Here is a 13,213-nt window from a genome sequence, read left to right on the forward strand (position 1 = left end):
AGTGAATACCCGGCCGGTGTCGAGCCGGCCGGGTGAAACGACGCTATGCGTCCAAGCGGGTGAACTCGTCCTGGCGGTAGAGCTCTACGCATTGCGATCTTCTGATCTTGCCGCTGGTGGTGATCGGGATCGAACCCGGCGATACCAGCACCAGATCCGACACGGTGAGTCCATGTGACTTCGAGATTGCCGATTTCACTTCACGTTGGACGGCACGCAGCTTCTCCAGCGCGTCCTCGTCGTTGTCGCGCTTCTTCATCTCGACGATCGCGACCAGCTTCTCGACGCCTCGGTCGGATACCGCGATGGCCGCGCATCGACCGGAAGTGATCTCTTGGATAGTGGCTTCGATGTCATCGGGGGAATGGTTGCGGCCGTAGACAATCAGAAGATCCTTGATCCGCCCGATGATGAAAAGCTCTCGCTCGGAGAAGAACCCGGAATCACCGGTTCGTAGCCACGGACCCTCGGCGGTCCCTGGACCCGGATCGATGATCTTCGCCTGGAACACCCGTTGCGTCTCTTCGGGTTTCGACCAATAACCGGACGCGACGTTGCCGCCACGAACCCATATTTCGCCGACGGTCCCTTCGGGGCACTCGCGATTCGTGTCGGGGTCGACGATGCGAACTTCCATGGATTCGGGCGCGCCGTAGCTCACCAGCGGTGTGCCGGTACCGCTCTCAACCCGCACCGCAGTGCCCGCCGGCAACTTCTCGCTGTCGAAGTAACCGATCTCCGGCGGATCACCGGGTTCGCGGGTGGCGATGTAAACCGTTGCCTCTGCCATCCCGTAGGCCGGCCGGTGCGCTTCCGGTGGGAAGTTGAAGGCCGCGAATCGATCCGTGAATCGCTTGAGGGTGGCCGGCTGCACCCGCTCGCTGCCGTTGAGAATGCTGTGGAGCCCGCCGAGATCGAGTCCGGCCAGGTCTTCGCTGGACGTCTTGCGCACCGCTATGTCGAAGGCGAAGTTCGGGCCCGCCGAAACCGTGCACTCATGCTCCGCGATGAGTTGCAGCCACCTGGCCGGGCGCTGCAGAAACCCGACGGGACTGGAGAGCACCGTGGTAAAGCCCCCCAAGATAGGCATGATGATGCCCAGCAGCAGGCCCATGTCGTGGTAGAGGGGCAACCAGGACACGATCGTCAGGCCCTGGGGTGCGACGCCCCCGCGGGCCCTGAAGAAGTCACCAATGATCTGCTCGTAGTTGGCGAATACGTTCCGGTTGTTGACCATCACGCCAGCAGGTGTGCGGGTCGATCCGGAGGTGTACTGCAGGTACAGGAAATCGGGTTGGTCGCCCCGCCCGGCTCGCGGCCGTGGTCCCGATGGTTTTCTTCGTGAATCCAGATCCAGCAGGTCGATTTCGACGGTCGTGGGGATGTCGGACGTCCCGTCCGCCTGCAACACCTCTCGGACGTTCTCTGCGACGGCGGAAGTCGTCAAAATGACAGCGGGCGACGTGTCGGCAAGAACGGAGAGCGTTCGCTCGTCGTGGGCACCGCCGTAGGGCACGGACAGTGGAACGGCGATTAGGCCGGCCTGCAGGGCACCAAGGAACCCGACGAGGTATTCGAGCCCTTGCGGCGACAAGATGAGCGCCCGGTCGCCCGTCGAGCCGTGCGCCTTCAGCTCTTCGGCCAGGTTCGACACTCGCCGATACAGCTGTCCCCACGTCAGGGTGGTGCGGACGCCGTCCCAATCTTGCTCGTAGTCAACATATGTGAATGCCGGGTCATTGGGCTGCAAGCTGGCGCGCTCGCGCAGCACGGCGGGAAGGGAGGACTCAACCACGGACATCAGGTTACATACGTGGCCGCGTTTTCAGGCGGGAACGCCGAGGTAGGCCCAGGGATGTGACACCGACCACGACCGGCCCTTCCGCAGACGTCACCTAGGCTGATACGAAATGGAAAATCTGCTCGCGCACATGGATCAGGTGTCGTTTCTCGGCGTGCGAGCGCTCGGCTACGGCGCGTTGGTCCAGTTCACCTGGATATACGACCGCCCGGTCAACCTCGACCAGCTGCGCCGATTTCACGAGAACCTGGGATATGGACTGCTAGGCCGGCGGGTGGAACGGTCTCCCCTACCGTTCGCTCGTGACCGGTGGGTCAGCTGCCGGGGACCCCGCGACGTGGACGTCGCCGCGACGTCCCGTGCGCGCGCCGAGGTCAACGCTTGGGCCTACGAGCGCGCTTGCCTGCCCATCGATCCAGAACGCGGGCCCAGTTGGCATCTTGGGGTCCTGCCACTGACGGACGGCGGGTCGGCGGTGTGTCTGACGGCTTCGCATACCGTTGTGGACGGATTGGGGTTCCTGCAAGCGATCGCCGATGCGGTCCATGGGCGCAGGCACCACTTCGGGTATCCGCTCCCGGGATCAAGGACGCGTCGGCGCGGCATGGTTGAGGATGGTCGCCTGACCATCGCCTCTGCTCCGCAGTTGGCTCACGCGCTCGCAGCGACCGGACGCGTCGTGCGCAGTCGTCGCAGGGATGTTCGCGCGTCTTTCGCCTCCGGCCGGACTTCTCGGCGGGCCGGCGGGCCTGACCACCCCGTCGTCGTGCCCTCCGTGACCGCCTACATCGACCTGGTGGACTGGGACGCACGCGCCAATAGCCTTGGTGGCAACAGCCATACCCTGCTGGCAGGCTTCGCCGCCCGGCTCGGTGTGCGGGCCGGACGGGTGTGCGCCGACGGGGCGGTGAACCTGTCCTTGCCGATCAGCGATCGAACCAAGGACGACACCCGAGGGAACGCAATGGTGTTGCCTGTCGCTTCCGTAGACCCAACCGGATTGACCGCAGACCTCACCGAGGTGCGCGGCAAAGCCAAGCTGGCGTTCAGCGACCTGAGCAGCACCTCTGATGAGTTGTTGGCCACGCTGCCCCTGACGTCGATGACGCCGAAGTGGTTGGCGCGCAGGACAGCAGGGGTGGGGATGGGAAGTGCACAACTCCCCATCGGCTGCTCGAATATGGGCGATATGGACCCGGTGGTCAACCGACCGGATGGCACCGACGCCGATTACGCGGCTGGACGGCTGGTCGAGCCTGGGATCACCAAGCGTGTTCTGGAGCGGATGCGCGGTCAGTTGTTCCTGGTATCCGGGCGGATTCACGGCAGATTGTGGATCTCACTCAATGCCTACCTTCCCGGCGTGATCACCGATCGGGAGGAGCTGAGAGACGCGGCGCTGCGCACCCTTGACGAATTCGATTTAACAGCAGAGATCCACGGCTGATCAGCTTGTCGAAGTCTCCAACCGCAGCGGCTTGTGCGAACTGCGGTCGTGCGCGACCCCTATCTGCCGCATGATGTTTGCCGCCACGCGAAGACCGTGTAAGCGCCGTAATCCTTGGAGCATCGCGATGTTCGCACCCAGCTCATAACGCCAGGCGCCGAAGTGCGCATTGGCCGTCCTGCGTCCGAAGTGGTTGATATAGGCCATTTCTGTCGTGTAGACGCCGAATCCGGCGTTGCGCGCCCGGAAACATAGATCGAGGTCCGGCCCCCACCCGTACTGTTTGAAGTCGACCAGGTTCATGCCGCCGGTTTCCTGCCAACATGCCCGGGAGACCATCAGGGCAGTTCCTTCTACGCACGGCACCACCCGGTACTGGGGGCGGGGTACGTAGTCGGCGGCATCGGGCTTTTGCTCATCCGTCGCGTATGGGTAACCGTGATCGAACATCGGGCCCACAATCCCTGCGTTGCCTGGTAGCCGCGGGTCGAGTAAGCCGGCGACGAAACCCTTCGAGATTCGGGTGTCGTTATTCAGCGTCATTGCATGGGAATAACCTTCGGAGAACGCAATCGCGAACCCGTGCTCGCTGCCACCCGCCCATCCGAGGTTTTCACCGGGCGTGATCACCCGCTCCTGGGCGATTTTTGGATAGTCACCGCGATTGTCGATGATCACGTAGTCGGCGCCCTCGCGCTCCAGGTCACCCACCAGGGCATGGGTGTATTCGTGCTGCCCGAAGACCGGGACAGTGATCAGAACCGACACGCTAGCCACCGTACATCGGCCCAAACCTCATATCAGGAGAACCGCTTACCACGTGCAGCGTCTTCCAAAAGGTCGGCCGCCATAGCAACACTGGTGGTGGCCTTCGTCATCTGGGCAGCGACCTCTCGGGCTCGCTCAACGCATTGCGGTGTGAGTATCCTGCGCAGATCCTTGGTGAGAGACCTACCCGTGGTGCGCGAAAACCGCCGGGCTCTGCCGACTTTGAGTCGCTTCACTACCGCCGCCCAGATCGGCTGATCCGAGGCCACCCACAGAATCAGAGTGGGCACGCCGGCCCGCAAGCCGGCGGCGGTCGTACCGGCGCCGCCATGGTGAACCACTGCTCGACAAGCAGGGAAAATCGCGGCGTGGCTGACCGCTCGCACGACCTTGACTCGGGGTGACGCCGGCACATCGGTCAATTTGGTTGCACCGGAGCAGATTAGAGCTCGCTCACCTAACTCTTCGCACGCCCTGATGATCGTGCGCACCATCTCGTCCGGCGACTTGACCGGCATGCTGCCGAAGCCGAAGTAGATCGGCGGAGTACCGGACGCAATCCAACTCAACGTCTCGTCGTCGAGGTCGGTCGGCAACTCCGCCGTCAACGCACCGACGAAAGGTCGTCGCGCAGTCCATTCTTGGCTCAAGCCGGGGAAACACAGCGCGTCGTAAGCCTGCAACTCCAGCGATCCCCGCTCCGCCATTCGCCGTGACGCGGGCCCCTTGGTCCTGGCTATCCCGAGTTGACCGCGTTGCACGTCCTCGGCTCGCTTGACCAATCGCCATTGCGCCCAGTCGCTGACCTTCATCGCCGACCTCAGCACGGGCGCTGGGACGATGGAGATGAGATGGCCATTCGGGCGCATCGGGACGTGATGCCACGCGGCCATAGGGATGTTGTAGTACTCGGCGACGTTGGCGGCGGCTTCCTGGTACGAGACACCCGTAAACAGAAGATCGGCACCTTCCGTCACCGACCTCAGCCTGCCGCTCACGTCGGCCCAGCGCTGGTTGACGTGGTCGAGCGCGTCCCGTACCGGTTTGATCGGATCCTTGATGCTCCACGGGGTGACGAATACATCCGGAATCTCTCCCGTGGGGGGACCCATCGGAACCGCCGTCAGGCCCATGCTCTCGACGAATCCGACCTGGTCGGGAGGGGTGGCCATGACCACGTCATGCCCGCGGCGCAGTAGTTCGATCCCGACTGCTGCGCATGGCTCGACGTCGCCGCGCGTCCCGCAACTCGACAGGACGAATTTCATCGACCTTTAGTCATTCGCGAGCTTGTAGATCAACATGACGTGCGGAACGCGGTACAACACATCGAACCAGTCCAGCGGTAGCGGCGTCTCGGACACCTCGACGGCCTGCTCCTCAATCCACTGCAGGGCCGTCCGGTAATCGCCGGCTATTTCGAGCCGGTATGCCAGCCGGAAGGCTCCGATGTGGAACTTGGTCAGCGCCTTCTCCACCCGGGTCTCGGGCAGATCCTCGAACGCAATGATGCTGCGCCGGGCGACCCGGCGGCATTCCTTGATCAACCCCATCGGGTCGTTGCAATGATGCAGCACGAAACTGAGAACGACATGGTCAAAGGCATTGTCCGGGAAAGGGATCGACCTGCCGTCAAACACACTGAAGTCGATGGGGGTGGTCACCGCGTCATGGACGTCTATCCCGGTCGTGATCGCACCGTGCATCTCCGCCAGGTACTGGCACAGATGCCCCGTTTCGCACCCGACGTCCAGGACCGTGTCGCCTCGACCGATGTGGTCTCCGAGCATCAACGCCTGGCTTTCCAGCCGCTTCCCCAGGACCCTCGGGGACCACGGGATGAGAGTCGCCTGCGCTCGCCGCCCCGCGCGCCGCCAGTTCGCGCGGCGGTCGGTTCGCCGGCGATCATCGGTGAAAAAGCGTTGCAGGGCGGTCATCTCGGTCCGTTCGATCAGCTGTGAAGGTCGTAGACTATCAGTCCAGCCCCTGGCGGCAGGGCGTTCTGGGCAACGGCAACTGCGGGAGACGCGAGTCACACGCGGCGTTTCCCCGAATGCCGCGATAATCCAGCACGCGCGTACCGAACATGAAATACTTCTCCCGTGGGGCAGCATGCTGTTGAGGTCGAGGGCCTCACGAAAACGTTTGGAGGGCCCGCGCCGGCTCTCCGTGGGGTGGATTTCTCGGTTCCGGCGGGCTCGGTGTGCGCGATCCTGGGCCATAACGGCGCCGGTAAGACGACCACGCTGAACATCCTGTGCACATTGATCCGGCCCACTTCGGGCCGCGCGGTGGTCGCTGGATACGACGTCGTCAGTCAAGCAGCCAAAGTGCGCTCCCAAATAGGGATAACCGGACAGTTCACCGCGGTGGACCCGATGCTCACCGCCCGGGAGAACCTGGTTTTGTTCGGACGCATGCGCGGGCTTGGCCGCAAGCAAGCGAAGGCGCGCGCCGACGAGTTGATTGGGCAGTTCGACCTCGTCGCGGCGGCCGACCGGCGAGTATCGACCTTTTCGGGAGGCATGTGGCGGCGGGTTGACCTCGCCAGTGCATTGGTCGTCACGCCCAAGGTGCTGTTCCTCGACGAACCCACCACCGGACTGGATCCGCGTAGCCGCCGTGACGTGTGGAGCATCGTCAGTTCCCTGGCTGCGCAGGACGTCACCGTGCTGCTCACGACCCAGTACCTCGAAGAGGCGGACGTCCTGAGCGATTCGATCATCGTCTTTGACCACGGTCAGGTGATCGCCAGTGGCACCGCGGCCGAACTCAAGCGCAAGGCGGGTGCCTGCTACTGCGAGGTGACGCCCGCCAACCCCGCGGATCTGTCGCAGGTCGGGTCGGCGCTTGCCGGACTCGAAGGCATTGATCTCGACTCCGACACGAACTCGGTATCCGTGCTCGCCCGAGACGGCGTAGCCACCTTGACGGAAGTTTTCCGCCGGCTCGACGCGATCGGCATCGAAATTGCTGACATTTCCCTGCGCAAGCCCTCACTGGATGAGGCGTTCCTGCACCTCACCAGCCAACCCGTCGCCCAAGCATGACCGCCCTGGCCGCCCTCACCGAAAGATCGCTGCGCAACACACTGCGCGACGCAGGGATCATCTTTGAGGTGTTCGTGCCGATCGTCACGCTGGTCGGTCTCACCACGGCCACGCACGGCCTGATCGACACCGGCCACCTGACATACCCCCAGTACGTGCTGCCTGCGGTCGTCGTCCAGTCGATGATCATGGCTGCGGCGCTCACCGCGGACCGCGCCGGCCGCGATCGCGTGTTCGGTCTGGGCACGCGGCTGCGGACCATGCCGATTGCGGCGATATCCCCGGTAAGCGCGCGGATCACGGCTACGCTGGTGCGGGCATCGATCGCGCTGACGGCGACCATGATCGCGGGTTACGCGTTCGGTTTCCGGGTGACCGGCGGCCTGCCCGCCGGCTTGGCCTTCGTCTTTCTGGCACTTTTGCTCTGCCTCGCGGTGTCCCTTGGTGCTGACGCACTGGGGTCCAGCGGCGGCAACATCGAGACGACGAGCCAAATGTTGCTGATCCCGCAGCTGGTGCTGATCCTGCTGTCCACGGGTGTTGCTCCGGAGAAGACCTTCCCGGAGTGGATCCGGCCGTTCGTGCGCAACCAGCCGGTATCGCACACCGCCGAAACCTTGCGGGGTTTGGCCGGGGGGCAGGTGCCGGCGAACCACGCGACGGCAGCCATGGCGTGGTGTTTGGGAATGCTCTTGGTCTTTGGAGGGATCACACTGCGGATGCAGAGGCGCGGCGCATGAACCCGACAGGCAACGCACTGGTTGCGCTGGTCACCCAGAGTTGGCTGCATGCCGGCCGGATCATGATCCGCTGGCGGCGGGAACCTGCGGCGGTGCTCAGTACCGTGCTTCTCCCCATCTGTTTGCTGGTGGTGTACAAGGCAGTACTTGGCGAGCAGATTTACAAGGTCACCGGCGTGGACAGCATCTATGGACTGGTGCCGATGTGCGCGGTGCTGGCGGGGATGTTCGGCGCCCTGGGCGGCGCCGTCGGCATTCCGATGGAACGCTCCTCCGGCCTGCTCAGTCGCATGTGGGTGCTGCCGGTGCACCGCGCAAGCGCCATTGCCGGACGGCTGACCGCCGAGGCCGCGCGTGCGCTCCTGGGCACCATCCTCATCACCGCGGTCGGAATGGCCATGGGTCTGCGCTTCGCGCACGGCTGGCACACCGCGCTGGCGTACATACTGATTCCGCCGCTGGTGGTGGTCGGTTTCACTGCACTCGTGATGACGCTGGCAGTGCGCAGCAACGGCCGCGCCATCGTGACTTATCTGGCGGCCATCATCACCGCCCTGGTCTTCATCAGTTCGGGTACCACGCCCGTCTCGCAGTTTCCGCACTGGCTGCAGCCGGTGGTCCGAATGCAACCCATGTCACCCCCCATTGAGGTGATGCGGGCGCTCGCCCACGAAGGCCCGTTGTTGTTGCCGCTGGGGCTGACGTTCGGCTGGGCGGTAGCGCTGATCGCGGTGTTCATTCCGCTGGCCGTGCGTGGATACCGGTCCGCCGCCGAGTGCAGCGCGTGACATCATCCGGCGTAAAGCAGCCTCGACTCTGACTCAGGCCATGATGCGCGGGCGGTCTACCCGGTAGGCGTTCTCACGCCTTCTTGAAGCAGTACACCCGGTAGGAGAACAGGCCCATCTCGACGCCCTTATAAAGCCGTCCACCCTGCACTCCCCCATTGCTGCGAGCGAACTTCTGCAGAATCTTCGGAACCCTGCGGCTGATGAGTTCCTCGAGCCGCGGCGAGTTCTTCTCCAAACCCCGCTTCACTTCGTCGTCAATCGAGCGCTGGGATACCAGTTGCAGCGGGGCCGCGGCTAGCGCCTCCTCCCACTCCGGAATCAGGTGGACGGCCCGCAGATCGGCGTAGAGGAAATGCCCGCCCGGACGCAACACGCGTGCTACCTCGTTGAGGAACCGGGGAAAGTTGGGATAGTGGTGCGACGCTTCGACATTGAGCAACGCATCGAAAGACTCATCCGGGAATGGAAGCTTCTCGGCGTCTCCCTGGACAAACTTTAGGCCAGGCAACGTGTGCCGCTTCTGACAGAACTTGATGCCCGTCGGGTTCAAATCCAAGCCGGTGTAAGAGGCCGGCTTCTGCGTCCGTACCAGATAGGAGGAGCCCCCGCCGTGGCCACAACTGACCTCCAAGACGTCCTTGCCTTCCAGGTCCACCTGGGTCGCGACCGTGTGATACAGCTGGATGTAGTACCGGTCGGGCTCATCCGCCTCTGACAGAGGAAGCGCCATCGGCGGGTCTTCCTCGTAAGCCCAGTTGATGAATAGAACTTCGTCCTTGCCCATGAGGCGGGTGCCGATGGGGTATCCATACTTCGCGACGAGTTTCATGACGATCGAACTGGATCTCACTTGGATGGCAGAAGGCACCGGGTGAGTATGGCAAAGATGCGGGCTGCGCGTGGCGGATCCGGGTCGCCAATGACACAAGCCACAAGATTTTTCGTTTGCTGCTACTCACCGAGCGGGTGCGTGGTGTAGTCATGCGGCACCTGCTTGTGCCACCTGTCTTCCCGCCGCAAGGTCCGCTCCACTGCCATGGTGGCGCGCCAGCCGTGCAGCCTCACCAGCCCGCGCAACATCGCCAGCCTTGCGCCCCACTCGTACTTTCTGCGTCCGAAGTGGACCTTCGCGGTCTTACCGCCAAAGTGGTTGATGTACGCCATTTCTGTCGTATAGACGCCGTAGCCGGCTGCCCGCGCGCTCAACGCGAGATGAAGATCAAGACCCCACCCGTAGCGGCCGAAGGTGTCCAGATCCATTCCTCCGAGGGTGTCCCAGCACTCCCGCGACATCATCAGGGCAGTCCCTTCTACTGCAGGGACATCACGGTAGAAAGGTCGCGGACGGTAATCCGCTGCGGAGGGCTTCTCGTCGGTTACCGCGCATGCGAAGCCATCGTCGATCACCGGGCCAACGATTCCTGCGTCTGCGGGCAGGCGTGGGTCGAGCATGCCCGCGACGAACCCCTTCGAGATGCGGGTGTCGTTGTTGAGCGTCATGGCGTGGGAATAGCCTTCGGAGAAGGCGATTCGGAATCCGAGCTCGCTGCCGCCGGCCCAGCCGAGATTTTCCCCAGGCGCGGTGACTCGCTCGTTGCTGACCTTGGGATAGTCACCGCGGTTGTCGACGATGAGGTACTCGGCGCCTTCGCGTTCCAGATCAGCAACTAGCGCGTGGGTGTACTCGTGTTGGCCGAAAACCGGGACCGTGATGAGGACCGACACGAAGCCACCGTACCTGGGAGCAAGAAACGCCAGAGGCCGTTTGGCCAAGCCGGCGCCATCGCTTCTTAGCGGCACGAACGCCAGTCGGACCAAGTTGCGGAAGGTTATGCTCAGGCGTCAGACAAAGAGGACAGGAACCCATGCGAAAGACGGCAGAGCCGACCGGCCTCACGATGTACTACCGCCACACTCGGCCGGAGATGCTGCGTTTGGTTCCAACCACGGCTAAACGCGTTCTGGACCTTGGCTGCGCGGAGGGAGCATTCGGCGCCGGAATCAAAGAGGTCACCGGCGCGGAAGTCTGGGGCATCGAGTTCGACGAGCGCGCGGCCGCCGCCGCGACGGCGGTCCTTGATCGCGTTTTCGCCGGCGACGCGGATCAGCGGATAGCCGAACTCCCCGACAGGCATTTCGACGTCATCACTTGCAACGACGTGCTGGAGCACCTCGTTGACCCGGGTGCAACGCTCAAGCAGCTACGCCGCAAGCTCGCCCCGGGAGGCCTCGTCATCGCCTCAATCCCGAACATCCGCTTTTTGCCGGCGCTGAGCAAGATCATCTTCCGGAAAGACTTCCCGCAGGAGGACTTCGGCATCTTCGACCGCACTCATCTTCGATTCTTCACACGCAAGAGCATGATGCGCATGTTCGAGGATTCCGGTTTTACGATGCAGAGCATCAAAGGAATCAACGCCCACTACGGGGGCCTGTGGTTGCTTGCCAATGTCCTAAGCCTTGGATACTTCGCCGACGGCCTCTATCTTCAGTACGCGTGCGTGGCGGCGCCTAACGGGTGAGGTTCGGCCGGACGACTCAGGGAGTTACACGCATCTCGTAGAATCGCAGCCGTGCATTGGCGGGGCCCTGGCCCAGCGCCCGGGACCGGCCGACACCGATTGCGTGCGAGTGTATCTCGAGATTGGTGCCCCGAACTGAGCCCGGCGTGTTGACGAGGAATGGCTCGGCTGCGTTGCCGGTGACAAGGCGATAACTCGTCCCGTCAAGGGTCACTGTTGGGGTGGTCAGCGGGAGGATCGTGCCTTGGAACAACCGATCGATGATCGTCGGGTTGAGGTCGATCCCCACCAGCACGGCCATATCCGGCGCACTGGGTGCGGGAACTTTGACGGATCCGTTCCCGGATACCTCCACCTCCGAAATCTTGGTGAGTGGCCCGCAATGCTGTGCACTGCGGGTGAATAGAGCCCACTTGTTCTCGACGCCGGCCACTGCGAAATTGCACAGCAACGCACGGGAATACAGGGGCGATTCCTGCGCGGCAAGGCGGCCGTTGATGCCGGCCGCGGGTGAAGCCGTCGATACGCGTGAGAGGACGAAATCGGTGCGCCCACTGAGCGAATCACTGTTCAGCTGATCGAGAGCGGGCAGATACGTCGAGTAGGTCGCGAATACGGGCGCCGGCTGCCACGCCAGGTTGTACGCCCACACGACCGTGGTATCGACAGGGTCAACGTGGACTGTTCCGGAACCCATGGTGGTGAGAAAACGGTCCGGGACGGCGTAGAACTCACGTTGACGTGCTTTGGCTTGCTGGATGCGATGGTCGAACCGCCCGGGGAGCGCCAGTGTCGTCAGGCGTCCGACCGACTGCGCCGGCGCCTGCAAAGCGGCAATGGAGCGATCCCGGAGGGCGGGCGGCCCGCCAGCGACTAAGAAAGCAAGCACCACCGCGGCCAACGCGATGGCGCGCAGGCGGACCCTGGGAAAAGGGGCCAGAACGACCGAGACCACGATGAGGCCGACCAACATACTGATGTGCCACAGGTCGTAACGCCCGAATGCGCTCTTGGCCGTGATCAACGTGGCGACACCGACGAGACCGATGAAGCTACGCGGGATGTCCGTGCCGCCCCGCGCAAACGCCCAACAGAGGGCACCTACCCACAGTAAGGCCATCAACAGGGCGGGAATGGCATACAGCGGCAGCGGCACCGCTTGCGCTTCGTTGTAGCCCGCCACGATGGCGGCGCTGTACTTCAACCAAGCGAACAAATTCTCCAGCTGTTGACCCGCAAGCAGCCAGCAGATCACCACGGATACCCCAAACGCGACCACTGTTGCGCAATGTCGCCCAACGGCTTTCCAGCCGAGCAGCACCGATGCGGCCAACCCGATTGCCAACGTCGTGAATCCGGTATTGAACTTCACCAACAGCTGGAGGCCACCGACCAGGCCGATGGCGACGCAGGTGATGAACATCGTGGATTGTGATGCGTTCTGCTGCAACATCGGCACCGCCGCCCAGGCCAGAGACGCGAGGATGGCCAACTCGGGGTACATCAGGCCCAACGAATTGCCGTGGGTGACTTGAAGAGTCGCAATGCCGGCGGTCGTGGCGAACGCGATGAGGAGCGACGTCATGGGGGCGCAGCGCAGCCGGAGGACGGCGCACACGCCCAGAAACAGTGCGGCCACAACCGCCATCTGATAGAGACTGGCCAGCACGGACTGGCCGTACGAGTAGTACGACACGGTTTGCAGAAATCCGAGCGGGCCATAGGTGAAGACGACGTCCCGGCCCCACGCAAGGTGGTGGAGCGGGGCCAGCGCGAGTACCGCCTCCCACGACGGGTCGACCCCCACCCCTGCGTCAACAGACCACTGTGGTTGCACGATCACGGCGGTGACAAGCGCCGCGAGGGCGCGCTGCCAACGGGCCGAGCCCCAAGTTGTCGTCGAAGACCACGTTCGCAGGCGCTCTGATCCGGTCAGTACCACTCCCGCAAACTATCAAGCCGCATGAGATCACCCGGTGCCTTGGTGGCTGAGAACGAACCAACTCGACCTCGTCAAGAAACTGCGAGGTTGGCTGCGAACAGCATGCCGGCTTTGGTGAAATGGCCATCGACTTGACTGAAGTCGAGGCCGAT

12 protein-coding genes are annotated in these 13,213 nt (G+C 63.3%); 5 read left to right on the plus strand and 7 right to left on the minus strand.

Annotated features, from left to right (window positions below; all coding sequences use genetic code 11):
• Window positions 1-43: 43 nt before the first annotated feature.
• Window positions 44-1,801, minus strand: a complete 1,758-nt coding sequence (locus tag A9X01_RS05205; RefSeq protein ID WP_081282212.1) for an AMP-binding protein — start codon at window positions 1,799-1,801, stop codon at window positions 44-46.
• Between the two features lie 109 nt (window positions 1,802-1,910).
• Here A9X01_RS05205 and A9X01_RS05210 point away from each other — a divergent pair, with 109 nt between their 5' ends.
• Complete coding sequence (locus A9X01_RS05210) at window positions 1,911-3,248, plus strand: hypothetical protein (protein WP_065119691.1); 1,338 nt, start codon at window positions 1,911-1,913, stop codon at window positions 3,246-3,248.
• Here the strand turns inward: A9X01_RS05210 and A9X01_RS05215 are convergent, their stop codons facing one another.
• The 3 genes from A9X01_RS05215 to A9X01_RS05225 are packed head-to-tail and all read right to left on the minus strand — an operon-like array spanning window position 3,249 to window position 5,953.
• On the minus strand, window positions 3,249-4,016 hold the full coding sequence (locus A9X01_RS05215) for a glycosyltransferase family protein (protein ID WP_065119693.1): 768 nt from the start codon (window positions 4,014-4,016) through the stop codon (window positions 3,249-3,251).
• 32 nt (window positions 4,017-4,048) lie between these two features.
• Entirely contained in the window at window positions 4,049-5,284 is a 1,236-nt protein-coding gene (locus A9X01_RS05220) for a glycosyltransferase (protein WP_065119695.1), read from the minus strand.
• A gap of 6 nt (window positions 5,285-5,290) precedes the next feature.
• The gene (locus tag A9X01_RS05225) at window positions 5,291-5,953 is read right to left on the minus strand and encodes a class I SAM-dependent methyltransferase (protein WP_065119697.1); all 663 of its coding nucleotides are present in this window, start codon (window positions 5,951-5,953) and stop codon (window positions 5,291-5,293) included.
• A 165-nt stretch (window positions 5,954-6,118) separates the two neighbouring features.
• On the opposite strand from A9X01_RS05225, the gene A9X01_RS05230 reads away from it, so the two are divergent.
• The 3 genes from A9X01_RS05230 to A9X01_RS05240 are packed head-to-tail and all read left to right on the plus strand — an operon-like array spanning window position 6,119 to window position 8,594.
• Window positions 6,119-7,066 (plus strand): daunorubicin/doxorubicin resistance ABC transporter ATP-binding protein DrrA, encoded by a 948-nt coding sequence (locus A9X01_RS05230; protein ID WP_065119698.1) that lies wholly within the window; start codon window positions 6,119-6,121, stop codon window positions 7,064-7,066.
• A complete protein-coding gene (locus A9X01_RS05235; protein ID WP_065119700.1) occupies window positions 7,063-7,806 on the plus strand; it encodes an ABC transporter permease in 744 nt (247 codons plus the stop codon). The genes A9X01_RS05230 and A9X01_RS05235 overlap by 4 nt, the downstream gene beginning before the upstream one ends.
• On the plus strand, window positions 7,803-8,594 hold the full coding sequence (locus A9X01_RS05240; RefSeq protein WP_081282214.1) for an ABC transporter permease: 792 nt from the start codon (window positions 7,803-7,805) through the stop codon (window positions 8,592-8,594). The genes A9X01_RS05235 and A9X01_RS05240 overlap by 4 nt, the downstream gene beginning before the upstream one ends.
• 73 nt (window positions 8,595-8,667) lie before the next feature.
• Here the strand turns inward: A9X01_RS05240 and A9X01_RS05245 are convergent, their stop codons facing one another.
• Entirely contained in the window at window positions 8,668-9,426 is a 759-nt protein-coding gene (locus A9X01_RS05245) for a phthiotriol/phenolphthiotriol dimycocerosates methyltransferase (protein ID WP_065119706.1), read from the minus strand.
• A 122-nt stretch (window positions 9,427-9,548) separates the two neighbouring features.
• Window positions 9,549-10,322: a glycosyltransferase family protein gene (locus A9X01_RS05250; protein WP_065119759.1), complete on the minus strand. Its 774-nt coding sequence runs from the start codon at window positions 10,320-10,322 to the stop codon at window positions 9,549-9,551.
• A gap of 140 nt (window positions 10,323-10,462) precedes the next feature.
• Here A9X01_RS05250 and A9X01_RS05255 point away from each other — a divergent pair, with 140 nt between their 5' ends.
• The gene (locus A9X01_RS05255; RefSeq protein ID WP_065119708.1) at window positions 10,463-11,119 is read left to right on the plus strand and encodes a class I SAM-dependent methyltransferase; all 657 of its coding nucleotides are present in this window, start codon (window positions 10,463-10,465) and stop codon (window positions 11,117-11,119) included.
• A 16-nt stretch (window positions 11,120-11,135) separates the two neighbouring features.
• On the opposite strand, the gene A9X01_RS05260 is transcribed toward A9X01_RS05255, so the two are convergent.
• Window positions 11,136-13,061, minus strand: a complete 1,926-nt coding sequence (locus A9X01_RS05260; protein ID WP_065119710.1) for a hypothetical protein — start codon at window positions 13,059-13,061, stop codon at window positions 11,136-11,138.
• Between the last annotated feature and the right edge of the window lie 152 nt (window positions 13,062-13,213).

It is taken from the genome of Mycobacterium asiaticum, assembly GCF_001668675.1.
Taxonomy (GTDB): Bacteria; Actinomycetota; Actinomycetes; order Mycobacteriales; family Mycobacteriaceae; genus Mycobacterium; species Mycobacterium asiaticum_D.

Excerpts from the sequence above, each read along its gene's own strand:
- A9X01_RS05220 (WP_065119695.1), bottom strand. The coding sequence starts at position 5,284 with ATGAAATTCGTCCTGTCGAGTTGCGGGACGCGCGGCGACGTCGAGCCA.
- A9X01_RS05255 (WP_065119708.1), top strand. The coding sequence starts at position 10,463 with ATGCGAAAGACGGCAGAGCCGACCGGCCTCACGATGTACTACCGCCAC.
- A9X01_RS05235 (WP_065119700.1), top strand. The coding sequence starts at position 7,063 with ATGACCGCCCTGGCCGCCCTCACCGAAAGATCGCTGCGCAACACACTG.
- A9X01_RS05240 (WP_081282214.1), top strand. The coding sequence starts at position 7,803 with ATGAACCCGACAGGCAACGCACTGGTTGCGCTGGTCACCCAGAGTTGG.
- A9X01_RS05245 (WP_065119706.1), bottom strand. The coding sequence starts at position 9,426 with ATGAAACTCGTCGCGAAGTATGGATACCCCATCGGCACCCGCCTCATG.
- A9X01_RS05225 (WP_065119697.1), bottom strand. The coding sequence starts at position 5,953 with ATGACCGCCCTGCAACGCTTTTTCACCGATGATCGCCGGCGAACCGAC.
- A9X01_RS05210 (WP_065119691.1), top strand. The coding sequence starts at position 1,911 with ATGGAAAATCTGCTCGCGCACATGGATCAGGTGTCGTTTCTCGGCGTG.
- A9X01_RS05205 (WP_081282212.1), bottom strand. The coding sequence starts at position 1,801 with ATGTCCGTGGTTGAGTCCTCCCTTCCCGCCGTGCTGCGCGAGCGCGCC.